Source organism: Terrisphaera buseokensis (assembly GCF_047521145.2).
Classification (GTDB): domain Bacteria; phylum Verrucomicrobiota; class Verrucomicrobiia; order Opitutales; family Opitutaceae; genus ER46.
The window spans coordinates 6,368,094-6,392,481 of sequence record NZ_CM134186.1; the positions used below are offsets into that span (position 1 = coordinate 6,368,094).

At 64.9% G+C, this 24,388-nt stretch carries 24 protein-coding genes; 10 read left to right on the plus strand and 14 right to left on the minus strand.

Annotated features, from left to right (window positions below):
- Positions 1-29: 29 nt before the first annotated feature.
- Genes floA through ACLJEU_RS23960 form a run of 3 tightly spaced genes read right to left on the minus strand, consistent with a single transcriptional unit; the run spans position 30 to position 2,976 of the window.
- A complete protein-coding gene (gene floA, locus ACLJEU_RS23950; RefSeq protein WP_414663993.1) occupies positions 30-1,031 on the minus strand; it encodes a flotillin-like protein FloA in 1,002 nt (333 codons plus the stop codon).
- Positions 1,031-1,510 (minus strand): NfeD family protein, encoded by a 480-nt coding sequence (locus ACLJEU_RS23955; RefSeq protein ID WP_414663992.1) that lies wholly within the window; start codon positions 1,508-1,510, stop codon positions 1,031-1,033. Before ACLJEU_RS23955 ends, floA begins: the two co-directional genes overlap by 1 nt.
- Positions 1,507-2,976: an NfeD family protein gene (locus ACLJEU_RS23960; protein WP_414663991.1), complete on the minus strand. Its 1,470-nt coding sequence runs from the start codon at positions 2,974-2,976 to the stop codon at positions 1,507-1,509. Before ACLJEU_RS23960 ends, ACLJEU_RS23955 begins: the two co-directional genes overlap by 4 nt.
- 118 nt (positions 2,977-3,094) lie before the next feature.
- Between ACLJEU_RS23960 and ACLJEU_RS23965 the strand changes: the two genes are divergently transcribed.
- The 5 genes from ACLJEU_RS23965 (at position 3,095) to ACLJEU_RS23985 (ending at position 7,104) form a co-directional block, all read left to right on the plus strand.
- The gene (locus ACLJEU_RS23965) at positions 3,095-4,015 is read left to right on the plus strand and encodes an aldose epimerase family protein (RefSeq protein ID WP_414663990.1); all 921 of its coding nucleotides are present in this window, start codon (positions 3,095-3,097) and stop codon (positions 4,013-4,015) included.
- 35 nt (positions 4,016-4,050) lie between these two features.
- The gene (locus tag ACLJEU_RS23970; protein ID WP_414663989.1) at positions 4,051-4,680 is read left to right on the plus strand and encodes a Sec-independent protein translocase subunit TatA/TatB; all 630 of its coding nucleotides are present in this window, start codon (positions 4,051-4,053) and stop codon (positions 4,678-4,680) included.
- Complete coding sequence (locus tag ACLJEU_RS23975) at positions 4,677-4,976, plus strand: Smr/MutS family protein (protein WP_414663988.1); 300 nt, start codon at positions 4,677-4,679, stop codon at positions 4,974-4,976. The genes ACLJEU_RS23970 and ACLJEU_RS23975 overlap by 4 nt, the downstream gene beginning before the upstream one ends.
- On the plus strand, positions 4,973-6,211 hold the full coding sequence (locus tag ACLJEU_RS23980) for an alkaline phosphatase family protein (RefSeq protein ID WP_414663987.1): 1,239 nt from the start codon (positions 4,973-4,975) through the stop codon (positions 6,209-6,211). The genes ACLJEU_RS23975 and ACLJEU_RS23980 overlap by 4 nt, the downstream gene beginning before the upstream one ends.
- Positions 6,212-6,276: 65 nt before the next feature.
- A complete protein-coding gene (locus tag ACLJEU_RS23985) occupies positions 6,277-7,104 on the plus strand; it encodes a TIGR00266 family protein (protein WP_414663986.1) in 828 nt (275 codons plus the stop codon).
- Between the two features lie 334 nt (positions 7,105-7,438).
- On the opposite strand, the gene ACLJEU_RS23990 is transcribed toward ACLJEU_RS23985, so the two are convergent.
- The 4 genes from ACLJEU_RS23990 to ACLJEU_RS24005 form a co-directional block, all read right to left on the minus strand.
- Positions 7,439-8,446 carry a PDZ domain-containing protein gene (locus ACLJEU_RS23990; protein WP_414663985.1) on the minus strand — a complete coding sequence of 336 codons (1,008 nt, stop codon included), beginning with the start codon at positions 8,444-8,446 and terminating at the stop codon, positions 7,439-7,441.
- Between the two features lie 102 nt (positions 8,447-8,548).
- A complete protein-coding gene (locus ACLJEU_RS23995) occupies positions 8,549-8,938 on the minus strand; it encodes a hypothetical protein (RefSeq protein ID WP_414663984.1) in 390 nt (129 codons plus the stop codon).
- 190 nt (positions 8,939-9,128) lie between these two features.
- Positions 9,129-9,650, minus strand: a complete 522-nt coding sequence (locus ACLJEU_RS24000; RefSeq protein ID WP_414663983.1) for an RNA polymerase sigma factor — start codon at positions 9,648-9,650, stop codon at positions 9,129-9,131.
- 167 nt (positions 9,651-9,817) lie between these two features.
- Positions 9,818-10,000, minus strand: a complete 183-nt coding sequence (locus ACLJEU_RS24005; protein ID WP_414663982.1) for a hypothetical protein — start codon at positions 9,998-10,000, stop codon at positions 9,818-9,820.
- Positions 10,001-10,110: 110 nt separating this feature from the next.
- Between ACLJEU_RS24005 and ACLJEU_RS24010 the strand changes: the two genes are divergently transcribed.
- Genes ACLJEU_RS24010 through ACLJEU_RS24020 form a run of 3 tightly spaced genes read left to right on the plus strand, consistent with a single transcriptional unit; the run spans position 10,111 to position 15,025 of the window.
- Complete coding sequence (locus tag ACLJEU_RS24010; RefSeq protein WP_414663981.1) at positions 10,111-11,025, plus strand: LysR family transcriptional regulator; 915 nt, start codon at positions 10,111-10,113, stop codon at positions 11,023-11,025.
- A gap of 41 nt (positions 11,026-11,066) precedes the next feature.
- A complete protein-coding gene (locus ACLJEU_RS24015; RefSeq protein ID WP_414663980.1) occupies positions 11,067-12,341 on the plus strand; it encodes an MFS transporter in 1,275 nt (424 codons plus the stop codon).
- A 35-nt stretch (positions 12,342-12,376) separates the two neighbouring features.
- Positions 12,377-15,025 carry a peptidase U32 family protein gene (locus ACLJEU_RS24020; protein ID WP_414663979.1) on the plus strand — a complete coding sequence of 883 codons (2,649 nt, stop codon included), beginning with the start codon at positions 12,377-12,379 and terminating at the stop codon, positions 15,023-15,025.
- 23 nt (positions 15,026-15,048) lie between these two features.
- Here the strand turns inward: ACLJEU_RS24020 and ACLJEU_RS24025 are convergent, their stop codons facing one another.
- The 5 genes from ACLJEU_RS24025 to ACLJEU_RS24045 form a co-directional block, all read right to left on the minus strand.
- Positions 15,049-15,435 (minus strand): hypothetical protein, encoded by a 387-nt coding sequence (locus ACLJEU_RS24025; protein ID WP_414663978.1) that lies wholly within the window; start codon positions 15,433-15,435, stop codon positions 15,049-15,051.
- Positions 15,414-15,797 (minus strand): phage holin family protein, encoded by a 384-nt coding sequence (locus ACLJEU_RS24030; RefSeq protein ID WP_414663977.1) that lies wholly within the window; start codon positions 15,795-15,797, stop codon positions 15,414-15,416. The genes ACLJEU_RS24025 and ACLJEU_RS24030 overlap by 22 nt, the downstream gene beginning before the upstream one ends.
- A 14-nt stretch (positions 15,798-15,811) precedes the next feature.
- Entirely contained in the window at positions 15,812-16,132 is a 321-nt protein-coding gene (locus ACLJEU_RS24035) for a DUF883 family protein (protein WP_414663976.1), read from the minus strand.
- Positions 16,133-16,322: 190 nt separating this feature from the next.
- Positions 16,323-18,113, minus strand: coding sequence for an ATP-binding protein (locus ACLJEU_RS24040; protein ID WP_414663975.1), 1,791 nt, complete (start codon positions 18,111-18,113; stop codon positions 16,323-16,325).
- Between the two features lie 13 nt (positions 18,114-18,126).
- Positions 18,127-19,461 (minus strand): sigma-54-dependent transcriptional regulator, encoded by a 1,335-nt coding sequence (locus tag ACLJEU_RS24045; RefSeq protein ID WP_414663974.1) that lies wholly within the window; start codon positions 19,459-19,461, stop codon positions 18,127-18,129.
- 380 nt (positions 19,462-19,841) lie between these two features.
- On the opposite strand from ACLJEU_RS24045, the gene ACLJEU_RS24050 reads away from it, so the two are divergent.
- Together ACLJEU_RS24050 and ACLJEU_RS24055 are read left to right on the plus strand one after the other, a co-directional pair.
- On the plus strand, positions 19,842-21,062 hold the full coding sequence (locus tag ACLJEU_RS24050) for a nucleoside monophosphate kinase (RefSeq protein WP_414663973.1): 1,221 nt from the start codon (positions 19,842-19,844) through the stop codon (positions 21,060-21,062).
- Positions 21,063-21,244: 182 nt separating this feature from the next.
- Positions 21,245-21,619: a DUF5684 domain-containing protein gene (locus ACLJEU_RS24055; RefSeq protein WP_414663972.1), complete on the plus strand. Its 375-nt coding sequence runs from the start codon at positions 21,245-21,247 to the stop codon at positions 21,617-21,619.
- 224 nt (positions 21,620-21,843) lie between these two features.
- Here ACLJEU_RS24055 and ACLJEU_RS24060 read toward each other — a convergent pair whose 3' ends face one another.
- Positions 21,844-23,070, minus strand: a complete 1,227-nt coding sequence (locus ACLJEU_RS24060; RefSeq protein WP_414663971.1) for an ABC transporter permease — start codon at positions 23,068-23,070, stop codon at positions 21,844-21,846.
- Positions 23,067-24,314, minus strand: a complete 1,248-nt coding sequence (locus tag ACLJEU_RS24065) for an ABC transporter permease (RefSeq protein ID WP_414663970.1) — start codon at positions 24,312-24,314, stop codon at positions 23,067-23,069. The genes ACLJEU_RS24060 and ACLJEU_RS24065 overlap by 4 nt, the downstream gene beginning before the upstream one ends.
- Between the last annotated feature and the right edge of the window lie 74 nt (positions 24,315-24,388).

The following is a 24,388-nucleotide window of genomic DNA, read 5'->3' on the forward strand; positions in this document are numbered from 1 at the left end:
GAAGGTACGGACGGGCCGGAGACGCGCGCTTACTTCTTGCCGTCGGGATGCGCAATCGACGCCCGCATCTGGGTGTCGGCCTGCACATTTTCCATCTTGTAATAGTCCATCACGCCCAGACGGCCCGAGCGGAACGCCTCGGCCATCGCGAGCGGCACCTGCGCCTGCGCCTCGACGACCTTCGCCTGCATCTCCTGCACGCGCGCCTTCATTTCCTGCTCGACCGCCACGGCGGCCGCGCGCCGGATTTCAGCCTGGGCCTGCGCCATGTTCTTGTTCGCCTCGGCCTGCGCTTCCTGGAGTTTCGCGCCGACGTTTTCGCCGACGTCCACGTCGGCGATGTCGATGGAGAGAATTTCAAACGCCGAGCCCACATCGAGACCGCGCGCGAGCACCGTCTTCGAAATGCTGTCCGGCGACTCGAGCACGACCTTGTAGCTTTCGGCCGAGCCAATCGTCGACACGATGCCCTCGCCCACGCGGGCGATGATGGTCTCTTCCTTCGCGCCGCCGACGAAACGATCGAGGTTCGTGCGCACCGTGACGCGCGCCTTCACCTTCACCTGGATGCCGTCCTTCGCGACGCCATCAATCGTGGTGCGGCCGCCCTCGGGATTCGGGCAGTCGATGACCTTCGGATCGACCGAGGTGCGCACCGCTTCCACGACGCTCTTGCCGGAACCCTTCGTCGCGAGATCGATCGCACACGCCCGATCCCAGTGGAGCTCGATGCCGGCCTTTTGCGCGGCGATCAGCGCCTGCACGGTCGGGACGACGTTGCCGCCCGCCTGGAAGTGCGAGGCGATTTGATCCGCGTCGAGCGCGATGCCGGCCCGCACGGCGGTGATGCGCGCATCGACCACGAGGCCGTAGGGAATGCTGGCGAATTTCAACGCGACCAGCTTCGACATCGGCACCGGGGCGCCGTTGAACAATGCCTTCACCCACGCGCCGACCAGGCTGAAAACGATGGCGAAGATGACGAGGACAAATATTCCGACGGCAATGCCGACAATCAGGGTAATGCTCATTAAGCTGGGTGGGTTGAAGTTTGACTGACGATGAGACGAAAATTGTCGAGGTCGATGACCTCCAGCCGCGCGCCCGCAACCGCATGCCCGCTCCGCGCGAAGGCCTCGTAGCGGCGTCCTTCCCATTCCACTACACCGCTCGGCGACAACGGCGTGACCGCCACGACCGTGCGGCCGATGATGGCGCGATCCGCCACGGCCGGCTGGCTCTGGCCGGCCACAGTCGCCGTCATCGAAAACACCTTCGCGAGCCGGCTCTTCGGCAGCAGCACGAACTCAAGGTACAACGCGATCGACGCGACCGCGAGCGCCACACCAGTAGCGACCGCGCCGCCGGTGAAACCGAAATGATCGAAGGACACGACGACGCCGATCAACAGGCAGATGCCGCCGATGATTCCGAGCACCGCGCCCGGCACCACGACCTCGATCGCAATCAGCAGCACACCCGCGACGAACAATGCGATGATTGGTGTCATGTGGTTCCGTCCTCCCGATCGACCATCAGGCCGAAATCCGTCTTGCGGCGCACGACCACGCGCGTGCCCGGTGCGGCCGAGCCGACCTCGAGCCTTGCTTCGTAGCGCCGGCCGTCGATGTCCACCTGGCCGCTCGGATACAGTCCGGTCGAAGCCACCGCGATGCGCCCGACCAGGCTGCCGGCACCGGCGCCGAGTTCAGGCGCCACGCCCGCCACCTGCGCGGACCCGGCAATCGGGTGCGCGACCGCGAGCTCCGAGAAAAACCAGCCGCGCGGAATAAAGCGCGCGAGACCGAGCGCCAATGCCACGGCAATCACGACGCCAAAACCGAGATTCGCGAGCGGGCCGACAAACGCGTCGCCGTTCCACGCCACGGTCACCGGCTCGTTGGGCCACAGGTCGGCCATCGACCACACGAGTGAACCGAGCATCAACATGAGACCGGTGAGCGCGAAGATCACCGTTCCGGGAAACAGGAACACTTCCAGCGCCACCAGCACGACTCCCAGTCCAAAGACGAGGATTGGCTCGTGGCCGGACAGGCCCGCGACATAGCTGCCGAGGAAAACGATGGAGAGACAGACGATGCCGATGATCCCGAAGACGCCGAAACCGGGCGTCTTGAATTCGATGTAGATCGCAAGCAGGCCGACCCCGAGAAGGATGCTCGAGATCGCGTTGAGCCAGACCGCCAGCGACTCGGACCACGTGACGGCGAGCGTCGTGACGACCGGTTTGTTGGGACCGAAGCGTTGCGCGATCAGATCGTTGAGATCTTTCGCCGTGCCGGCGGAGAGCAGCGTCTGCGGAGGCTCGCCGTAGTGCTTGGCGGCTTCGCTCGCCGTGAGCGACAGCAGCTCGCCCTTGTCCTTGATTACCTTGTCGCCGACCTTGAGTTGATAATCGGCATCGATCATCGCGGAGATCACTTCCCCGCGGTAACCCTTGCCTTCACTGGTGGCACGGATGCGGGCCTTCAGATAACTGACGATCTTCTGCCGCATGGTCGCCTCGACTTCCTGGCCGCCGGAATTCACCGGTGCCGCCGCGCCGATGATGCCGTTGGGCGCAAACCAGATTTCCTGCGTGGTCGCCGAAATGAACGCTCCCGCCGACATCGCCTCGTTGTTCACATAGGTGATCGTCGTGCCGGGAAACTTCCCGATCGCCTCCATGATCTCGAACGTCGTGTCGAGCGCGCCGCCGGGCGTCTTCATGTTGAGGATCACGGCGTCGGCCTTCTGGTCGATCGCCTCCTTGAGGCCGCGACGGATGATATAGAGAATGGGCGATCCGATCTGATCGCGCACCGGGATCACGTAGACCCGTTTGCTCGTGGCATTGAGTTCCGCGGCGGGCGGCGCGCTGATCGCCGGGGTGGTCGCGGCGGCAGACGCCGTCCAAGCACCTAGGAGCAGGTGAACGCAGCAAAATCCGAGAAGCTGAAGAAACCGCAGATGCATCGACCCCCGGACCATGATTCTTCGCAACCGGGAGCGCAAGCATCGCCCCTTTCGAAAACCCGGTCGTGTTTCCACAAAACACTTGGCGCGAGACCGCGGCAGATGAAGCATGCGCGCGATGGAAAAGGTCCCCTATCAAGGTCAGACGCTCACTCGCTGGCGCGTCGGCAACTCCACCTTTCTGGCGCTGCCGGAAAAAGGAGCGCGGTTGATGAACTGGAACGTCACGCTCGGGGACGGCACCGTGCGCGACGTCCTGTACTGGCCCGAAAACGCGGACTTCACCGACATCGCCCACGCGCGCGGCGGCAATCCCATCCTGTTTCCGTTCAGCGGCCGCAGCTACGATCGCGGCGACATCCACTTCTGGCGCGCGGCCGACGGTGTGCGTCGCCCGATTCCCATGCACGGCATCGCGCGGCAGGGCGACTTCAAGGTGACCAAGCTCGACGCCCGCGGCTTCATTGCGGAGTTCCTGCCGGGCGAGGCGGCGCGTGCGTCCTATCCCTACAACTACGAGTTCACCGTCACCTATCGCTTTGAACCCGTCGGCCTGTCCTGCGAGTTCGCGCTGACGAATTTCGGTCGCGAACCGATCCCGTGGTCCGCCGGACATCACTTCTACTTCACGCTCCCGTGGACCGAAGGCACCACCCGCAAGGATTACCTCATCCGGATTCCGGCCACCCAGCGTTTCCGGCACGACCCGACCGGAAAGCTCGTGCCCGGCCCCGTGTTGCAGCCCGAGGAGAACCTGGCCAACCCGGCGCTGATCGATGCGTTGCACACCGGTTTGAAGGGCAGCGAAGCCGTGTTCGGCGAAAAAGGCCGGCCCGGCGATGTCGTCGTGCAGCTCGGCACCGAAAAAGTGCCGCCGCCCGGCGCGACCTTCGTGACCTGGACGATGGCGGAGACCTCTCCGTACTTCTGCGTGGAACCGTGGATGGGCCCGCCCAACGCCCCGGAAAACAACGTGGGCCTGCACTTCGTGGCACCCGGGGCGACCCAGCGGTTCGCCGTGAGCGTCCGTATTCACTGAGTTCTGCGAAATTTCTCGCTACCTTTTTCCCCTAAATGAATCACAGTGGGGTCATGGACATGGCTTGCACATCGCTAGCATTCATCGACGGGCTCGGCGCTCCGGAGATGCTGCTCATATTCGTGATCGTGCTCGTCCTCTTCGGCGGCCAGAAGCTGCCGGAGTTTGCCCGGGGCCTCGGCAAATCGATCCGCGAATTCAAAAAGGCGGCCGCCGGCGTCGAGGAGGAATTCAAGCGCGCCCTCGAGGAGGACGAACGCAAGCACACCACGCCCACGATCGCCCCTCCGGCCACCGTTCCGGCGCTCACGCCGGGCTCTGATCCCGGCGGTCCCGACAACCATCATTACGAGCATCACTACGACGAGTACGGAAATGAGATTCCGCCGCCGTCCGAGACCCCGGCCGCTGCGACCAATCCGGATGGAACGCCGGTCGTGACGAGTGCGACCGCTCCGATCGCGACGGATACGCCGGCGGCAACGCCCACGACGCCCGTACTGCCTGACGCCGTGAAACCGTTGGCCGACCCGCCCGCGCCCCCGACCCCGTCTGCCGCCATACCGCCTGCCGCAGCTCCGGCCGTGCCCGTGCCGGCACCTGCGCCCGCTTCGCCTCCGCCTCCGACGCCGCCGGCAGAGCCGGGACCGACGCCGAAACCGTGAGCGTGTCTCCGACGGTGGCGGAATCCCCAGACGCCCCGATCCCGCTGCCGATCACCGGCGAGTTGGATTTGCACACGTTCCGGCCGTCCGATCTCGGCGAGTTGATTCCCGCCTACTTCGGCGAGTGCGCCGCCCGCGGCCTCCACGAAGTCCGCGTGATTCACGGCAAGGGCACCGGCACCCTGCGCACCACGGTGCACACCCTGCTCCAGCGATCGCCGCTCGTCGCTTCCTTTCGCACCGGCGACGAGACCAGCGGCTCGTGGGGCGCGACGATCGTCACCCTTCGCCGATGAAGCTGCGCGCGCTTTTCCTGCTGATCGTGCTGGCGTCGACCGCCCGCGCCGATTCGCCGCTCATTCTCGTTTCGCTCGATGGCTTTCGCCGGGACTACACGGAGCGCTATGCGGCCGAGACGCCCACGCTGCAGGCGTTGCAGCGGGACGGCGTGACCGCGCGCGGACTGATTCCGGTTTTCCCGAGCAACACGTTTCCCAACCACTACTCGATCGTCACCGGCCTCCGCCCGGCGAAGCACGGCATCATCAACAACGACTTCTTCGACGCGGCGAGCGGGACGTACTTCCACTACAACCAGCCGACCATCGCGCTGGATCCCAAGTGGTGGGGCGGAGAACCGATTTGGGTCACCGCGGTGAAACAAGGCCGCAAGGCCGCCACGGCCTTCTGGGTCGGTTCCGAAGTGGAAATTCACGGCGTGCGTCCGACCTACTGGCAGAAGTTCGACTATCGCGTTCCGTTCGAGCAGCGCCTCGATGAACTGGTGCGCTGGCTGACGCTGCCACCGGCGGAGCGGCCGGCGATCGTCGCCTTCTACCTCGAGGAAACCAACGGTGCCGGTCACACCTTCGGACCGGAATCCGACGAGGTGCGAAGCGCGGTTCAACTTCTGGATACGCGGCTCGCAGCGATGCGATCGCGCCTGCAGGAAGCAGGCATCGAGCCGAATCTCCTGATCGTTTCGGACCACGGCATGACGGCAACTCAGCTCGAGCGGGTCGTCATTCTCGACGACCACATTGATCGCGCGAGCGTGCAGATCGACTCGGACGGCAGCGTGCTCACATTGCGGCCGCTGCAGGGCGACGCGGCCGGGCTCGTCCGCCGGCTGTCCACTCTGCCCCACGCCAAGGCCTATCTCGCCGACGATTTGCCGGCGCAGCTGCACCTGCGCGGTGGCAGCGACCGCGTCGCCCCCGTGTGGGTGCTGCCCGACGAAGGCTGGCACGTCGTGCCGCGTTCCACGTACGAACGCTACCGGGTGCGTTACGCGGCGAAAGGTTACCTGCAGGGCGACCACGGCTACGATCCCGCGCTGACGTCGATGCACGGCATCTTCATTGCGCAAGGACCGGCGTTTCGCCGCGGCGCAGCCATTCCGGCGGTCGAAAACATCCACGTCTATAATCTGATGTGCGCGGTGCTGAAACTCACCCCGGCACCGAACGACGGCGACGATCGGCTGGTGCGTGCCGTCGCTGCGCCGGCTGCGCCCGACGCTTCGCGCTAACCTGTAACTTTTGCCCGCGGCCGGTGTTGTGGTCGGGTGATGCAACGCTCCCGTCCGATCCTCTGATGAACGATCCTCTTCCTCCCCCGCTCGTAGTCCAAATGCACGAGATCGACTACAAGATCCACGGCGACGACATGCAGTTCGTCGAAATCGAACTCGATCCGCAGGAAGCCATCGTGGCCGAGGCCGGCGGCATGATGTTCATGGATGACGGCATCGCGATGGAGACCGTGTTTGGCGACGGCTCGCAGCGGAGTTCAGGTCTGATGGGGGCGTTGCTCGGCGCGGGCAAACGGCTGCTGACCGGCGAGTCGCTGTTCATGACCGTATTCAAAAATCAGTACACAGGCAAACGCCGCGTCGCGTTCGGCGCCCCGTACCCGGGCAAGATCATCCCGGTGCACCTGCGCGATCTGGGCGGTGAACTGATCGCGCAGAAGGATTCATTTCTCTGCGCGGCCAAGGGCGTGAGCATCGGCATCGCGTTTCAAAAACGGCTCGGCGCGGGTCTCTTCGGCGGCGAGGGCTTCATCATGCAGCGGCTGACGGGCGACGGCTGGGCCTTCGTGCACGCCGGCGGCACTTTGTACGAGCGCACCCTCGCGCCGGGCGAACTGCTGCGCGTGGATACCGGCTGCATCGTGGCGTTTCAGCCGACCGTCGACTACGACATCCAGCTCGTCGGCGGCATCAAGTCGGCGCTGTTCGGTGGCGAAGGCCTCTTCTTCGCCACCCTGCGCGGGCCGGGCAAAGTCTGGCTGCAGTCGCTGCCGTTCTCGCGGCTCGCCGGGCGCATCATCGCGGCGGCGCCGCAGAGTGGACGCGGCGGACGCGAGGAAGGCTCCGTATTGGGCGGGCTGGGACGCATGCTCGACGGCGACAACTCGTAAGCTGCCGCCGCCGGGCGCAAACTTCGCCGCGGCTGAGCCGGAACAATTCGGTTGCCCGCTAATCACGCGAATGGCCGCAAATGAGTGGAAAGAGGAGTTATACCAATCGCTCTTTGCCTTTGGACTTTAGCCGTGGCTACGAGCGCCAGCGAGTGGCCGAACGACCACTCGCTGGCGCTCGTAGCCACGATTGATCCAGAAGTCCAAAAGCAAGGAGCGATTGGTATTATCCGGCACCTACGGTGAACCTCGATGCAGATCGCCGGACCCTTGGTCTCATTCTCATTCGCGTCCGTTCGCGTGCTTCGCGGGAGCGCTCCTGCGTACGTCCGACTTAGAAAAACGCCGGCACCGGCCCGCGCGCCGGAGTGGCGGCGGGTGCGGCGGGCGCGATCGGCAGCGAGATGCCGCGCGGCCGGATGACGCGCGTGCCCGCGCCGCGGAAATCGCCGTCGGTGCGGAACGTGACGTCGCGCATGCCCTCGAGTTTTTCCAGGCGCTCGCGCACGCCGGCCGGCAGGGCGTCACGCTCGGCGGGCGTGGTGATCGGACCCGAGAAAACCGGTTCACCCTTGGGGCCGGTGGCAACGAGCGACTTCACGCCGTCCTTGGTCGACAGCTCGAGCGTGCCTTCGCCGTCGGTGAACACGAGGTTGCTGTTGGCGGTGTTGATGGCCATCGCACGAATCCCGGGACCGGCATTGCGATCAATCTGCACGCGCAGCGGTTCGCCCGACGGCGAACGCTGCATGAGCGAGAGCACCCGATCGACTTCGGCCCGCCCCGCCTCGGGCCCCTGTGGTGCGCCGAAAAACTCGAAACGCGTTCCCGCCTCGATCCCACCGGCGACCTTGGGCACCTCGGTCTTGCCCAGCTTGAGCTTCGCGGTGGCCTTCTGCCCCGCCCGCAGGTACGTGACCGTCACGTCGTCACCTTCCTTGTGCGTGCGGATCAGCACGGCGAGCTGCCGCGTTTCGATCAGAATCTGATCGTCGAGTTTGAGCAGAATATCGTGCTCCTGCAGCACACCGTCCGCGGCGCTCTTGGGCAGAACGTGGTTCACGACCAGGCCCGTGCCGCGCGTCAACCCCAGCTGCGCCGCAGTGGTCGCCGAAACCGCGCCGGTCTCGACGCCGAGGAACGCCACGGTTTCCAGCTCGATTTTTTCCTGGCGGACCATTTCGCGGGGCCCGGACGGGCGCAGATCGCGATCAGGCGCGGCGAGCACGCGGAGCGATCGCTTTTGCTCCGGGGCGGACGGTTTTTCCTCGGCTGCGGTCGAGGTGGAACGGGTGGCGGTCAACGCGAGCAAGGCCGCGAGGGTGAGTATCGGTGTTTTCATGACAAAGACGGATGGTTAAGAAATGACTTATACCAATCACTCCTTGCTTTTGGACTTCTGGATCGGTCGTGGCTAAAGTCCAAAGGCAAAGGGCGATTGGTATTACTGAAAGCTGACCGGCACCACGCGGACTTCCTCACGCGGCACACTCCAGGTGAGCGACGCGTTCGTCCGCGCATTTTTCCAAACGATGGTGTCGACGTACTGCAGGCGTTCGCGGCGCGCCCGCGTGCCGTCGGCCAGCGTCACGACGCCTTCGTCGCTCGCTTCCACGAGCAGATTTTCAACGCGGATCGGCTTGAGCCCCGCCGCGCCGCCATCACTGCCGGCGCGCGCTTCAGGCCCGGCCGCGACCGCAGGCGCGAGCGCATTTTCCTCCGGGGCGTTCGGCCCGGGCAGGACCGGCCCGCGACCCGTCTGCCAGATCACGACTGCCAGCGCAGCCGCGACGGGAAACGCGGTCCACCACGGCCAGCGAAACGACGCCGCCATCGGACGTAACGGGACCGCAGATGTCCCGTCCGCTGGACGATCGGAAGCAGGCCGGAGGCCTGCGCTCCCGGGGCGCGCGTCCCCAACCACGTTCTTTACCGCGAGGTCGCGTTCGAGGCGCGCAAGCAGGTACGGCGACGGTTCGCGAGGGCGGAGCCGTTTCAGCTCGGCCTCGAGGCTTTGCAGTTCGTCATCCATGGCAGTCAGCGGCGGTCAGGTGTTGGCGGAGGGCGGCGAGCCCGTAGCGATAGCGCGACGCGGCCGTGTTGGGCGGCAGCTGCAGCTCGGCCGCGATCTGTTCAAAGGTGAGCTCGCCCCAAATCTTGAGCAGGAGGACCTCGCGTTGCTCGGCCGGGATGCGCTGCAAGGCTTCCTCCAGCGCCGCGCGACGTTCCGCGCCGTCGAGTCCCTCCGGCTCAAACGCCCCGGCGAAACCAGCGTCGCCGTCGTCGAACGTGCGTTCCTCGCGGGCGACCCGCCGACCGTTGCGGCGGGCCAGATCGAACGCCGCTCGTCGTACCGACGTGACCATGAGCGCCATCGGGTCGCCGGGCAGCCCGCGTTGATGCCGCCAAAACCGAACGAAAGCCTCCTGCACCACGTCCTCCGCATCAGCCTGGCACCGCGTGTAATGGCGGGCGCACAGCAGGAGCTTGGGGCCAAAGCGCTGAAACCAGGTCTTCCAAGAGTCATGTGCGGAGAATTCCTCCATGCGGCGGGAGTTCGGCAGAGTTTGCCTGAGAAGCGTCATGACCCGCCCCGTTTGTCTAACGAAGGCTCCAAAAGTGCCGGATTCCCGCTTTCCCCGATGCGCAAAAATAAAAAGGGGCCCGGATTTCTCCGGGCCCCTGTTACAGGCTTACTCAGTTCGGACCGTTTTTAGCTACGTCCGAGGAGCCGTTTCCAGCTGATGCGGTATTCCAGAGCGGCGACGCTCAGCAGTGCGAACACGCTGGCGTAACCAATCACGGACTCCGCGCTCACTGAGGAACGGAAAGAAAGCACGATGGCGGCAACGGCCAGAAGGCCGACGGGGACCGCAACTAGGATGTTCTTATTCATGGTATTGTCTTGGTTTTCGTCGAACCGATCTCAGTCCGACGTGCCTATACTACGGCATTCTGAACAATAGTTGAAATCGCGACTTCCTATTGTTTCCATAGGATCAAACTATGGAATTACACCAACTGCGGTACTTCGTGGCGGTGGCGGAGACGGAAAATTTCACCCGGGCGGCGAGTCGGGTCCACGTGTCGCAACCGTCTCTGAGCCAGCAAATCCTGAAGCTGGAGGGCGAGGTCGGACACAAGTTGTTTCACCGGCTGGGCCGCAAGGCGGTCCTGACCGAAGCAGGCACGGCCTTTCTCGAGCGGGCCCGGCGCATTCTCGTGGAGGTAGAAAACGCCGCCAAGGAGCTCGCGGATCACCCGTCACTCGGCCGTCGGATCACGGTGGGTGCAGTCCAAACCGTGATGCCGTACTTGATTACGCCGTTCATCGCGCAGTTGCGCGACTCGCACCCGAACTTGTTGATCGATGCCCAGGAAGACTTTCGCGGCAAACTGCTGCAGGGCGTGATTGAGGGCGATCTGGATCTGGCCGTGGTGCCGCTGCCGGTGCGCGACCATCGCATCTCCATCGAACCGCTGCTGGTCGAGCCGCTGATGCTGGTGGTCGGGTCGCGTCACCCGATCGCGAGTCGGTCGGAAATCAGCATCAAGGACCTGGCGGAAGAAACGTTTGTGTCGCTGGGCGACTCCAGTGCCCTCGCCTCGCAGATCCGTTCGTTCTTTGGCGACCAGAAATTCCAGCCCCGCATCGGCATCCGTTGCGCCCAGGTGGCGACGCTCAAGCAATTCGTTTCGAGCGGACTGGGCATTTCGCTACTGCCGCAACTCGCCCGCCTGCCGGACGATCGCGACAACCTGACGTACCTGCGGCTGACCGGCAGCCAACCGACGCGCGAACTCGTCGTGATTCGCCACCTCCAGCGCTACCAAAGCCGGGGAGCCGAACTCTTTCTCTCCCTCCTGCGGGAACACGTGCGCGTCCAGAGCGGCACGACGGAAGAACCGGCGCCGTCGTGACGGTTGCGCTTTGAGCAAAAAGGCGAACGCTGGACTCCTTCATGCCACTGAGTGGACATCACCACGGTCTGTCGCCGGGACGCGAGCGCGCCACTCTCCTCACCCTGGGAGCGGTGCAGTTCACGCACATCCTGGATTTCATGATCATGATGCCGCTGGGGGCGCAGTTGATGGTGGTGTTCAACATCACGCCGGCCCAGTTCAGCTACCTGGTCGCGTCCTATGGCATCGCGGCGGCGGTGAGCGGCTTCGCGGGCGGGTTCGTCCTCGACCGCTTCGACCGCAAACGGTCACTGGTTTTTCTCTACGCCGGGTTTGGCGTGACCACGCTCGCCTGTGCGCTGGCGCCCACGCACCACACGTTGATGCTCGCACGCATCGCGGCCGGGGCGTTTGGCGGTCTCGCCGGCTCGATGGTGAACGCAATGGTCGGGGACATCATTCCACCGGAGCGACGCGGTCGCGCGATGAGTTATGTGATGGTGGCGTTTCCGGTGGCGTCGGTCGTCGGGGTCCCGCTCGGCCTTGTGCTCGCCGGCAAGTTCGGCTGGCACGCGCCGTTTTTCCTCCTGGCCGGCTGCGCGGCCGCGATTCTGGTGCTGGCGATCATGGCGCTGCCGCCAATTCGCACTGCGGTGCACGGCCACCAGCCGCTCCGCCAGATGGGCGCGATTCTTTCCCACCGCGTTCACCTGCGGGCTTTCGCGCTCGGGGCCGTGCTGGTGATGGCGGGCGGCGTCCTGATTCCTTTCATCGCGCCGTCCTTCGTGTCGAACGTCGGACTGGATGAAAAAATCCAGCTGCCGATCACCTACATTGCGGGCGGCCTCGCGACGGTGCTGAGTACGCCGCTGGTCGGCCGGCTCAGCGATCGCATGGACCGGTTGAAGCTGCTCGCGATCATGTCGGGCGGCGCGGTATTCGTGGTCCTGGTCATTACCCACATGGGACACGCCTCACTCGCGACGGCATCGGTGATGATGGCGCTGTTCATGGTGACGATGTCCGGGCGGTTTGCGCCGGCGATGACGATGATCACCAATGCGGTCGAGGCGCGCTATCGCGGCGGTTTCATGAGCGTGAACGCGGCGCTGCAGCAGGCCGCGAGCGCGGGCGCCAGCGTGCTGGCGGGGAGCTTCATCACGCGCACGCCCGGCGGACAGCTCCACGGAATGCCGGTGCTCGGCTATGCGTCGATCGGCTTTTTCGTTTTGACGGTGCTGCTCGCCGCGGAACTCCGCGCCGCCGCCCCGCATGTCGCCACCCCGGGCGTCCGACCGCAACCCACGCCCGCGCCCACCGAAGCCGCCGCCTGAGCCCCGGCGCACCGTTTTCGATTTCGTTCCTCGTCGTGTCCACCGCCCTTTCCCCCCGTCCCGCTCCCACCAGCGCTGTCCGTCGGACTCTGCCCGAACTGCTCGCGCCCGCCGGCGACTGGGAATGCGCGCGCGCCGCAGTGGAAAATGGCGCCGACGCGATCTACTTCGGCCTGGAGCGCTTCAACGCGCGGATGCGGGCAAAGAATTTCACGCAGGCCGACCTGCCGGCGTTGATGGAGTTCCTGCACAAGCGCGGGGTCCGCGGGTACGTGACGTTCAACACGCTGGTGTTCGCCAACGAGCTGGGCGCGGCGGAAGATTACCTTCGCACGATCATCGCCGCGGGCGTCGATGCCGCGATCGTGCAGGACGTCGGCATCTGCCGGATGATCCGGGCGCTCTCGCCTGACTTTCCGATCCACTGCTCGACGCAGATGACGATCACGAGCGCCGCGGGCGTCGAGTTCGCCCGCAACCTGGGCGCGCAGCTGGTCGTGCTCGCCCGCGAAAACTCCATCGCCGAGATCGAAAAAATCCAGGCGGCCATGGAGATCTCAGATCTCAAATCTCAGATCTCAGATCCCAAGCGTATTCCGATGCCGCTCGAGGTGTTCGTGCACGGCGCGCTGTGCGTCGCGTACTCCGGCCAGTGCCTGACCAGCGAATCGCTCGGCGGTCGTTCGGCCAATCGTGGCGAGTGCGCGCAGGCCTGCCGCATGCCGTACGATCTCATCTCCGATGGCGAGAAAGTGGATCTCGGCGACCGCCGCTACCTGCTCAGCCCGCAGGATCTTTCCGGCATCGACGTATTGGCCGATCTGGTACGCGCCGGCGTCTCGTCACTCAAGATCGAAGGCCGGCTCAAGTCGCCTGAATACGTCGCCAGCATCACCCGGGTGTATCGCCAGGCGCTGGACGCGCTGGGCAGGGTTGAGAGTTTGGCGTTGAGCGTTGAGAGCCGATCGAACGTCCGGAGTTCCGAATCGCTGCCCCCCCCACCCTCAGCTCTCCCTTCGTCCGCGACGCCCGCCCGCTACGAGCTCCAGATGGCGTTCTCCCGCGGACTCTACACCGGGTGGTTTCGCGGCATCCATAATCAGGAACTCGCGCACGGGCGTTTCGGCACCAAACGAGGCGTGCTGCTCGGGGAGATTTCACGCGTCACCGGCGAATCAGTCACGCTTCGCCTGCTCGCGCCCCTGAAACCCGGCGACGGCCTGGTGTTCGACGCCGGTCGCCCGGACGAACGCGAGGAAGGCGGCCGCGTTTACCAGGTCGAAGCCCAGGGGCCGGGCGGAGAAAGCACGCTGCGCTTCGGCCACGGTGACATTGACTGGCGCCGCGTGCGCGCCGGCCAACGGGTGTGGAAGACGAACGATCCCGCGCTCGACCGCGAGCTGCGCGCGACGTTTGAGGGCGAGAAGATCCGCTTCCAACGCCCGGTGACGCTCGAGGTGCACGGCCGCGCCGGCACACCGCTCACGCTGACAGCCAACGACGGCGACGGCCACGTGGTGAAGGTCGAATCCGCGCTGCCCCTCGCGCGCGCCGAAAAGCAGCCGCTCACCGCCGATCGGCTGCGCGAACAACTCGGCCGGCTGGGCGGCACGCCGTTCGCGCTGGGTGAGTTCACTTCTTTCCTCGAGGGCGACGTCATTCTTCCCGTCAGCGAACTCAATCGCGTGCGCCGTGACGCCGTCACCGCCCTGGATGCGCTTCGCGCCCAGCCGAAACGGTGGGGACGAAACGACGCGCCCGCGAAGCTCGCGATCCCGGCCGCGCACCACCCGGAGCGCCGCGAACCGGAGGTGATCGCCGTCATCCGGTTGCTGGAGCAGCTCGACGCGGCGTGGGCGTCCGGTGCGCGCACGATCTACTGCGAGTTCGAGAATCCCAAACACTACCGCAATGCCGTCGCGCGTTTCCGCGAGTTGCAGGCCGCCGCGCCCCTGCCGGCGGCGTCCATCTGGGTCGCGCCGCCGCGCATCTTCAAGCCGGGCGAAACGTGGATCCTCGAGCAGGTGAAATCGGCGGCCGCCGACGGGTATCTGGTCCGCAACTACGACCACCTGGCTTTCTTCGCCGGTGCGCGGATGCGCGGAGATTTCTCGCTCAATGTCGCGAACCCGTGGACGGCGGACTATTTCGTCAGCCATCAGCAGCTCGAGCGGGTGACGGCGAGCTACGATCTCAACATCACGCAGCTCGAGGCGCTGCTCCAGTCGGCCCCGCCGGCGTGGTTCGACCTGACGATTCACCAGCACATGCCGATGTTCCATATGGAGCACTGCGTGTTCTGCGCGTTTCTCTCCACCGGCAAGGATTACCGGGACTGCGGCCGTCCGTGCGACACGCACCGCGTTGCGCTGCGCGACCGGGTTGGGGCGGAGCTGCCACTGAAGGCCGACGCCGGTTGCCGCAACACCGTCTTCAACAACCGCGCCCAGACCGGCGCGGAATACGTGTCACGTCTGCTGCAGTTGGGCGCGCAGAATTTCCGGGTGGAATTCGTGAACGAGAGCGCGGACGAAGTCCGCCAGACCCTGAACCGTTACCAGCAACTCCTGCGCGGCGAGATTTCCGGCGCGGAATTGTGGCGGGAGCTGAAATTGATCAACCAGCTGGGCGTTACCCGCGGCCAGATTGACACCGCGCCGCAGGTCATCACGCGCAAGACCTGACGCCGCCCGGCGGCGACTTTCGCTTACCGTCGCGACGGCGACACCGGCGGTGGAGCACCGCGCGGTCGCGCTTCCGCCGCGGCAAACGCGGCTTTCAGGTTCATGGCCATCTTGGCTCCGCGCATTACGAGCGGAATCGCCGCCATGGCCGTGCCCAGCCAGCCGCCACGCGACCGACCCAGGCCGGAGCGGCCCTTGAAAAGGCGTCCGACGAGCAGGCCACCGGGCAGGGCCAGCAGTTTCACCCACGGTGAAATCCGGCGCCAGGTCGCGATGCCACGATCCACGGCGGCGAGCGGGGCGGCCAGCTCGGCCGCGGCCAAGGCGCACTGCCGCCGGTGCAGATCGATCTCCACGCGCAGCCGCACTTTGCGCTCGGCCAGCCGGGTCAGTTCTTCGTTCGGATACATGCGTGATCTTCCTGCAACTCACCCAGCGTCGTCGCGAACGGCTTGGGTTGGGCGTTCAAGTAGCGACGAAAGGCCATGACCACTCCGACAAACGCCAGGACGTAGAAACCCGCGAGCGAAAAAACCACCGTCACCCGCGCGGTTTCCCACCACAGCACCACCACCGCGAGGCTGGTGAAGATGACGGCGAGGAGCGCGAGAATCATCACGGCGCTGATCCAGATGAAAATCTGGATCAGCCGAACCTTCTCCTCCTTCAATTCGATGGCCAGCAATTCAAGCCGGTCATGGAGCGATCCCATCAAACCGTCGGCGAGGTTGCGCAGGCTGCCGAGAATGCCGGAGGTTCCAGGCAGGTGCATGGGCGGGGGAGGACTCAATCCTTGTTCCGGCAAATGAGGGCGCCGAGCAGCACACCGACGCCGAGCGCGACTGCCAGCGACTCGTACGGATGCGTGCGGATCACCTCGTCCGTGCGCTTCGCGCCGGCGACCACGGACTTCTTCGCGCGTCCGTAGGCGGCACCGAGTTGGTCGCGCACCGTTTCCAGACGCTCTTTGATATCGGCGATCTGGCTGCTGGCCTGTTCCGTCACCGGGCCCGAGAGCATGGCCTCGGCCTCGTTCATGAGCCGGCTGATCTGCTCAACCAATTGTTCGGGCGTCTCGGCAGTGCTGCTATCAGTACGATTTTTCATGGTAGGAATGTTCGGATTCAGTTGGGGGAGAAAACGACGGTGCCGCCGGAGCGGAGAATCACCGGAACCTCTGCAGGGGCTGGCCTTGCATCGACGGGATGGACAGCCCCGGGGCGGTTTGGTTGCGCCATGCGGACACCTTAATCCAGCTCCCGTAAAATTGCACGCCGCCTCGATCAATCGCGTCCGGTCACCGCGGCAGCACAAAGTAAAATTCGCTGCCGTGCCCTTCGACGCTGGTGCACGCGATCGATCCACCGTGGGCGACGACAATCTCCCGGGCGATCGCCAACCCGAGGCCCGCACCCGGACGCTTGTCCTGATGCGGTGCCCGGTAGAAACGCTCGAAGATGCGCCCGATGCTCGCGCTCGGAATGCCGGGGCCTTCGTCGCGCACGCTGAACCGCACGAATCCACCCTCCTCCGCGTCCGCCCTCAGCGCGATTGCGCCGCCCGCGGGGGAGAATTTGGAGGCGTTGGTCAGCAGATTCATGAACACATGGCGGATCCGATCCTCGTCCACGCTCAACGCGACCGCGCTCAGCTCCGGCGCAATCGTCACCGTGAGCCGCTGCCCGACGTTGCCGATGAACGCCTGCGCCTCGTTCGCGATGTTCCGGACCAGCGTCGCCACCGGCACCTCGGAGCGCTCCAGCGTCGAAGCCCCGCCCTCCAGCCGGGTGAGATCCAGCAGCGTATCCAGAATTCGGAGCAGCCGATCCGCATCGGTCCGCGCATCCTCCAGCAACTCGCGCTGCTGGCCAGAGAGCCCCTCGAGCTTCTGCTCGAGCAACAGATAGAGCGCCATGCGCAAACTGGTCAGCGGCGTCTTGAGTTCGTGGCTCACCGTGCCGACCAGGTTGGTCTTCGCGTCGTCCATCAGCCGGAATTTCGTGACGTCCTGCAGAATGATGGCCGCGCCGTTGAACTCCGTGAGCTTGTCGCCGATGGCGAGGACGCGCGGCAGATAATGCCGGTCCTCGCGCGCGACGCGCAATGCGATCGCCCGCGAATAATCCGTCGGCACGTCGTGTTCCCCACTCGCGAGCACCCGCTCGAGGGCCTCCGCGAGTTCGGGGGGAAAGCCGTGCGCAAACTCCGGCAGCGAGGCCAGCTGTTCCGCCGCGGGATTCCGCACTTCCACCGTGCCGTCGCGGCCGACCACAAACAAGGGATCCGGCGCCGAAGTGAGCGTGGCCTCCATCGTGCGCTGCGCGCGCAGCACGCGTGCGACCGTCGCGTTGCGATAGGATCGCAGCTTGATCGCCATCGTGTTGAACGCCTTCGCCAGCTGCCCGAGTTCATCGCGCGAGAGCTCCGGCACCTCGCGATCGAGATCGCCGTCGCCCAGCGCCACCGCCGACGCCGTGAGCATGCGGATGGGCGCCAGCAACGAGGCCGCCAGCCGCCACGCGAGAAAAAGGAACAGCACCACGCCGCCGGCGATCGTGACCAGCATCACCTGCTGCGTCTTCTCGCCCAGGCGGTCCACGCGCGCGGCCGTCTGTTGCGCCGCCTCGACATCGTGCTGGGCCAGCCGGTCGAGCGCGCCGTAGATCGACACGATGCTGCCGCGGTTGTCGATTGCGGCGCGCAGGGAACCAGAGCCGCCCACCTGTAGCAGGGCCTCGCCGCGCTGCCGGAAGCGCGCGAACTCCTCGTCAACCGCGCCAACAAAGCGGGACCGCGGCGACCCAGCTGAAAGCGCCGCCTGCGCCATCAATTCGCGCGTGAACGTCGACTTGTTCTCCTCGAAAACGCGCCGCTCGTTCTCGCCCAACGCCAGCGGCGCGAGCGCGGAATTCATCAGCGTCGCCGCGGTGCGCATCTGCTGCGCCGCCACGACCGAGCGATAGTTGTTCACCAGATCGCGCGAGAGCGATCCCGCTAGGTCACGGCACACGTAAATGGCGTAGCCGCCGGTCGCCGCGATGAGCAGCAGGAGCGGCAGGAGGCCGAGGTAGAGACGCGTGCGCAGCATCGGCGTCAGCCGCCTAGAGCAGGCCAAGCTTCTGCCGCTTGCGGTACAGGGTGGCGGGATCGATGCCGAGCGTCCGCGCCGCCTCGTCGAGATTGCGGGAGAGGGCCAGAATCCGACGGATGTGTTCGGCTTCGAGTGCATCGATCGTGACGCGGGCACCGACCTCGATTCCCGCCTCGGACTTGGCGCCGAACTCGTCGGGCAGATCACAGGACTCGATCGTATCCGAACCGGAGAGAATGACCGCGCGCTCAATCACGTTGCGAAGTTCGCGCAAGTTGCCCGGCCAGGGATACGACGCAAACGCCGCCGTCACCGCCGGCGAGCAGCCCACGATTTTCTTGCCGAGCCGCGCAGAGAAGAACGCGCAGTAACTCGCGGTGAAACGCGCCAGGTCGGCGGGCCGATCGTGGAGCCCGGGCAGCGCCACGCGAATCACGTTGATGCGATAGAACAGATCCTCGCGGAATTTTCCCTGCTTCACGTCGTCGGCGAGATTGCGATTAGTGGCGGCGATGACGCGCACGTTGGCGCGACGAATCTTCGCCTCGCCCACCCGCTCGTATTCGCGTTCCTGGAGCAGACGCAGGAGCTTCGGCTGGATATCGAGCGGCATCTCGCCGATTTCATCGAGGAAGAGCGTGCCGCCGTCGGCTGCCGCCACCTTGCCGATCGTATCGACCACGGCGCCGGTGAACGATCCCTTCACGTGCCCGAACAATGCGCTTTCGAGCAATTCGCGGGAGAGGCTCGGACAGCTGACGGTGACAAAGGCGGCGTCGCGGCGCGCGCTGCGCTTGTGAATTTCCCGCGCCAGCACGCTTTTGCCGGTGCCGCTCGGACCGAGAATCAGGATATTGGCGGGCGTTTCCGCGGCCTTGAAGGCGATCTCGATCGCCTGACGCGTGACGGGATCACCTGGCTCGAGGTCCACGGGTGGCGACTCGGACGCGATTTCCCCCTCGAGGCTGCTCACCTTGGCTTGCAACACGCGGGTGCGTTCGATCTTGGCCAGAATGCCGCGAATCTGATCGGGCGTGAACGGCTTCGGCACGAAGTCGTACGCGCCGCGCCGCATGGCCTCGACCGCCGTGGCGATGTTGGCGTAGGCCGTGAACAGGATGACGTGGAGCGTGGGCTGCGCCTTCAGCAAACGGGCGAGCACCTCGAGGCCGTCCTCGAGCCCCAGCTTCAGATCGAGAAACACCACGTCGAACTGCTCGTCCTCGATCGCCTTCATTGCCCGGGCCCCATTGGCCACTTCCGCCGCCTCATGGCCGGCGGTCTCGATGGCGATTCGCGTGGTCTTTCGGATGCCTGCTTCGTCGTCGACGATCAGAATTCGCATGGAGTGGAGAGATTAAAAGGGCGCCGAACCGGGATTGAAACGCCCAAAACAAGGCGGGGTCGCTTGCGCGACCCCGCCAGGTCCAGCTTCAACTTAACAATTCCACAGGCTAAGCCCGCGCGAATTGTTGGCATCTATGACCGAGCCCCGTTGCGCCAGTTCCGGCCGGTCCCCAAAAAAATCGCGGTTTTTTGGAGAAAATTTCGCCGGCAAAGTGCACGAAACATCCGGTGATTTTCCTTGCGGTAAAACCCTCAGAAAACCGCCCGGGTTTCGCCCGGTCGGCGGGGTTGCGGCTCGCCACGCTCCTACGCCCGCTTTCTTGTGTCGAAGTAGCCGCCAAAACCCTTTACCTTCCTCTTCTTCCCCGCGACTCCGACATGCAAACTCCCGCCACGGTCACGACGACCGCACCCCTGCCCGCTCCCGGAAAGCTCACCGACCTCGAGATCAAGGATGCCCATCTGATCTTCGATTCCGTGTGGCAGGACCTCGAAGCGGATTTCGGCCGGGAAAGTCTGCGGTTCCCCAAGGAGATTATTTTGCTGGGTGGCGCCCCCGGTGCCGGCAAGGGCACGAACACCGGGTTCATCACGCAAACCCGCGGCCTGACCTGTCCGCCGATCGTCATCAGCGCACTGCTGGACTCCGCGGACGCCCGCGCCCTGAAGAATGCGGGCAACATGGTGGGTGATCGCGAAGTGGTTCGCCTGCTGCTGCGGCAGCTGTTGCGGGCCGAGTATCGCGACGGCGTCATCCTCGACGGTTTTCCGCGCACGAAGGTTCAAGTCGAGTGCTTGAAACTGCTGGTCGACAAGATGCACGCGCTCCGGCGCGAGTTCTACCACACGCCGCTCAGCATCCATTTCCGCCAGCCGACGATTCACATCATGGTGCTCTTCGTCGACGAGAAGGAGTCGATTGCGCGCCAGCTGAAGCGCGGCCATGAAACCCGCCAGCACAACGAGGAAGTGGCCCGCACCGGCATCGGCGAACTGCTCGAGGATCGTCCGACCGATCACGACGAAACGCTGGCCCGCCGGCGTTACCGGGTGTTCAAGGAACAGACGTGGGAGGCGCTCCAGTCCCTGAAGGAGATTTTCCACTATCACTTCATCAACGCCCAGGGTTCGCTCGATGAAGTCGAGCAGAACATCCTGCGCGAACTCGAGTACCAGAGCACATTGGAATTGGATCCGCGCACGGTCGATCGCCTGCGGGGCGTGCCGGTGGCGAGCGAGATCATCGTCGGCGCGCGGCAGGAGCTGGTGAAGCGCCTCGACGCCTACGAGCTCGAGCACAGCGAACTGTTCGCGCGCGTGACGTCGTTCATCGAGAAGAAGATGATCCCGATCGTCATCCGCCACGCCATCTCCGGCGTCGCGCTGATCAACACCGAGGAAGCGGTGCTCGATCATCCCATGGCGCTCGCGATGCTGATCGATGTCTTTTCGGAACGCGGCTACCACGCCGTCGTCGACATCCACAAAATCGAAATCCCCGAGCGGGTCGATTTGGCCACCGGCGCGATCAGCTGCCGCACGAAGAAAGTCTTCCGGATTCAAATCCGCTTCCACGGCTCGGAAATCCGTCGCGGTTGATTGCAGTCGCGGCCGGGAGCGCGGGCGTCCAGCCCGCTGATTCTACATTTCCGGAACGTGCCGGGCGAACGCCTGACCCGCCCGCGGCCTTCTGCTTGCCAACGACTTCCCCACGTCGTTAGCTCCGGCATCGGTCTGGTCCCACGCCGGCTCGATGGTCCAAACTTCAACCCACTGCTCTCATGTCCGATTCCGTCTCATTGCTGGCCGGGGTGCTGCCCCTGTTGGTGTGCCTTGCCATCCTGATCGTCGTCATCGCCGGTTTGTGGAAAGTGTTCGTGAAGGCCGGCCACCCGGGCTGGGCCGCCATCATTCCGATCTACAACGTCTACATCCTGCTCAAGATCGCCGGCCGGCCCGGCTGGTGGCTGCTGCTCTTCCTGGTGCCCGTGGTGAGCTTCGTCATCGCCATCTTCGTTGCCATCGACATCGCAAAGGCCTTTGGGAAAAGCGCGGGCTTCGGCGTCGGCCTCGCGTTCCTCGGACCGATTTTCTATCCGATTCTCGGGTTCGGTGACGCCACCTACCGCGGCCAAAGCGTGCCGCCGGTGGTCTGAGCCTGGTTGGGTTTTCCCCGGGAGCCCAGGCCTCCCGCCTGCAACCTCCGCAATCGTCGAGGCAACAGGCCGAACGCCAGCGCTCCCGGGCGACCTTTTACCAATCGCTCTTTGCCTTTGGACTTTAGCCGTGGCTACGAGCGCCAGCGAGTGGCCGAACGGCCACTCGCTGGCGCTCGTAGCCACGATCGATCCAGAAGTCCAAAAGCAAGGAGCGATTGGTATTACTCGTAGCGCAGCGCCTCGATCGGATCGAGTGACGCCGCCTTCCACGCCGGATAAAATCCGAAGCCGACGCCAATCCCGGAGCAAACGAGCAGCCCGGCAACGGCCCAGCCCCACGGGAAAATCGCGCTGACGTTCATCAGGCTGGCCGCGACGTTGCCGCCGATCACCCCGGCAAGGACACCGGCCAGTCCGCCGGCCAGCGACAGCACGACGGCCTCGATGAGAAACTGCATGAGGATGTTCCGCTTCGTCGCACCGATGCTCTTGCGGATGCCAATCTCCTTGGTGCGCTCGGTCACGCTGACGAGCATGATGTTCATCACGCCGACGCCCGACGCCAGCAGCGCAATCGCACTGATCGCGAACGACCCGAGCGCCACGATGCCGGCGATCTTGTTGAACGCCTCGATCAGCGACTCGTTGGAGAACACTTCAAAATCGTTCGGATACTCGGGGGCGAGCCCGCGCACGAGCCGCATCGCGCCGACGGCGGCATCCTGCGTTTCCGCGAGCGATTCTTGGTTCCGTGCCTGCACATTGACGCCGATCGAGCGGTACGCGCTGCCGTAGATTTCAAGATATTGCGTGATGGTCGTGACCGCCTGCGTGTCCTGATTGTCACCGAACGAGGTACCCTTCGGGGCCATCACGCCGATGACCGTGTAGCTCGTGCCATCGACGCGCACCGTCTTGCCCAGCGACTCCTCGTTCACGAACAGCTTGTTCGCGATGTCGTGGCCGAGAATCACGACGGCGCGGCCGAACTCGACGTCGTCGGCCTGAATGTTCCGGCCCGCCGCGAGCTCGAAGTTCCGGCTCGTCATGAAATTCTCGTCGGCGCCAACGAGCCGCACGTTCGGATTCGTCCGGCGATCCAGATACACCACGCGCCGTCCGCCCCACCGCAGCTGCAGGCTCACCTCGGCGGTATCGCGCATCAGCTCCTTGAAGCGCGCGGCCTGCGCGTAGGAGATGTCGCGGCGATTGCGAAACCGCGTGCGCGGATCCGAGAAGTTGATCGCGGGAAATTTGCTGATCTGAAAACTGTTCGCGCCGAGGACATTCAGCCCGCTCTCGATGTTGTCGCGCAACGCGGTGATGCAGGTCATCACGCCGATCACGGAAAACACGCCGACCGTGATGCCCAGCATCGTGAGCACGGAGCGCAGCTTGTTCGCCGAGAGCGACGCCAGCGCGAGACGGAATATTTCGCCGAAGATCATTCGTAGCGGAGGGCGACCACCGGATCCAGTTTGCTCGCCTGCAGCGCGGGCAGGAACCCGCTCGCAATGCCGACGGCCATCGACGCACCGAGCGCCACGAGCACGAGGCTGCCGGAAAACACCAGCGGAAACGACGGCGCGACCACTTCCATGGCGCGCGTGGCTCCGGCCGTCAGCGCCAGTCCAACCGCACCGCCCGCAACGCAAATCGACGTGGCCTCGACGAGGAACTGCAGCAGGATCGTGCGCCGGCGGGCGCCGAGCGCCTTGCGGGTGCCGATCTCCTTCGTACGCTCCTTCACGCTCACATACGTGATGTTCATGATGCCGATGGCACCGACGAACAGCGCGAGACTGGTGATCGCGAGACCGGCCAGGAAGATGCCGTTCTTGATCGGATCGAGCTGCGCGCGAATCGTGCCCTGTTCGTTGAGTTCGAAATCGTCCCGTTCCTCCGGCCGGAGCTGGCGAATCCGGCGCATCAGGCCGCGCAACTCATCGCGCGCCGCGCTCATCTGCGTCGTGTCCACCTGCACGCGAATCTCGCCGTTCTCGCCCACGCGAAAATAACGCCGGTAGGTCGTGAGCGGCATCGCCACCATCGAGTCCCAGCTGAAGAGCCCGAGGAAACTGCCCTGACGCGCCGCGACGCCCAGGACCTGGAAATTCTGGTCACGAATGCGAATCGTTTTTCCCAACGCCGACTCGCCCGGGAACAAGGCGTCCGCCACATCGAAGCCCACCACCGCCACGTTGCGGCCGGACTGCGCCTCGAAATCGCTGAAGAAGCGTCCCTCCTTCAGGTCCGACCGCGTGATGCGCGCGTAGTCGGCGGACGTGCCGAGCGTCCAGATGTTGTTCAAACGAAACTCGCCGCGAATGATCGTCGTGCCGCGATTGGCCGTCGGCACGGCGAGCTTCAGCGGGCCGCCGGGATTGCTGGCGATCCACTCGTTGATCTGCCGCGCGTAATCGAAGGAGATGGGGCGGCGGTTGCGAAAATTCCACCAGTCCTCGACGTCCCGCCACGGCCATTTCGTGACGTACAGAATGTCGTCACCAAAGCCCGAAAAGCTGCGGTCCACGCCCGCATCAATGCCCTTGATCGCGGTGCCCATGAGCGTCACCGCCACGATGCCGATGATCACGCCCAGCGCGGTCAGCGCCGAGCGCAGCGTGTTCGCGCGAATCTGCGCAAACGCGATGCGGATCGATTCGAAGAGTTCGTAGTACAGCCGACGCATGGCAGGAAACGCAGGCGTTCAGCCCCTGCGAATGAACAACCGGGGGTGGGCCCGCCTCATGACGTGGAGAGGGA

Coding starts and splice junctions, on each gene's coding strand:
- ACLJEU_RS23985 (WP_414663986.1), top strand. CDS start 6,277: ATGAACGATCCTCTTCCTCCCCCGCTCGTAGTCCAAATGCACGAGATC.
- ACLJEU_RS24015 (WP_414663980.1), top strand. CDS start 11,067: ATGCCACTGAGTGGACATCACCACGGTCTGTCGCCGGGACGCGAGCGC.
- ACLJEU_RS23955 (WP_414663992.1), bottom strand. CDS start 1,510: ATGACACCAATCATCGCATTGTTCGTCGCGGGTGTGCTGCTGATTGCG.
- ACLJEU_RS24050 (WP_414663973.1), top strand. CDS start 19,842: ATGCAAACTCCCGCCACGGTCACGACGACCGCACCCCTGCCCGCTCCC.
- ACLJEU_RS24010 (WP_414663981.1), top strand. CDS start 10,111: ATGGAATTACACCAACTGCGGTACTTCGTGGCGGTGGCGGAGACGGAA.
- ACLJEU_RS23990 (WP_414663985.1), bottom strand. CDS start 8,446: ATGAAAACACCGATACTCACCCTCGCGGCCTTGCTCGCGTTGACCGCC.
- ACLJEU_RS24065 (WP_414663970.1), bottom strand. CDS start 24,314: ATGCGTCGGCTGTACTACGAACTCTTCGAATCGATCCGCATCGCGTTT.
- ACLJEU_RS24030 (WP_414663977.1), bottom strand. CDS start 15,797: ATGCACCTGCCTGGAACCTCCGGCATTCTCGGCAGCCTGCGCAACCTC.
- ACLJEU_RS24005 (WP_414663982.1), bottom strand. CDS start 10,000: ATGAATAAGAACATCCTAGTTGCGGTCCCCGTCGGCCTTCTGGCCGTT.
- ACLJEU_RS23995 (WP_414663984.1), bottom strand. CDS start 8,938: ATGGCGGCGTCGTTTCGCTGGCCGTGGTGGACCGCGTTTCCCGTCGCG.
- ACLJEU_RS23980 (WP_414663987.1), top strand. CDS start 4,973: ATGAAGCTGCGCGCGCTTTTCCTGCTGATCGTGCTGGCGTCGACCGCC.
- ACLJEU_RS24045 (WP_414663974.1), bottom strand. CDS start 19,461: ATGCGAATTCTGATCGTCGACGACGAAGCAGGCATCCGAAAGACCACG.
- ACLJEU_RS23960 (WP_414663991.1), bottom strand. CDS start 2,976: ATGCATCTGCGGTTTCTTCAGCTTCTCGGATTTTGCTGCGTTCACCTG.
- ACLJEU_RS24035 (WP_414663976.1), bottom strand. CDS start 16,132: ATGAAAAATCGTACTGATAGCAGCACTGCCGAGACGCCCGAACAATTG.
- ACLJEU_RS24060 (WP_414663971.1), bottom strand. CDS start 23,070: ATGATCTTCGGCGAAATATTCCGTCTCGCGCTGGCGTCGCTCTCGGCG.
- floA (WP_414663993.1), bottom strand. CDS start 1,031: ATGAGCATTACCCTGATTGTCGGCATTGCCGTCGGAATATTTGTCCTC.
- ACLJEU_RS24055 (WP_414663972.1), top strand. CDS start 21,245: ATGTCCGATTCCGTCTCATTGCTGGCCGGGGTGCTGCCCCTGTTGGTG.
- ACLJEU_RS24025 (WP_414663978.1), bottom strand. CDS start 15,435: ATGTATCCGAACGAAGAACTGACCCGGCTGGCCGAGCGCAAAGTGCGG.
- ACLJEU_RS24000 (WP_414663983.1), bottom strand. CDS start 9,650: ATGGAGGAATTCTCCGCACATGACTCTTGGAAGACCTGGTTTCAGCGC.
- ACLJEU_RS23965 (WP_414663990.1), top strand. CDS start 3,095: ATGGAAAAGGTCCCCTATCAAGGTCAGACGCTCACTCGCTGGCGCGTC.
- ACLJEU_RS24040 (WP_414663975.1), bottom strand. CDS start 18,113: ATGCTGCGCACGCGTCTCTACCTCGGCCTCCTGCCGCTCCTGCTGCTC.
- ACLJEU_RS23970 (WP_414663989.1), top strand. CDS start 4,051: ATGAATCACAGTGGGGTCATGGACATGGCTTGCACATCGCTAGCATTC.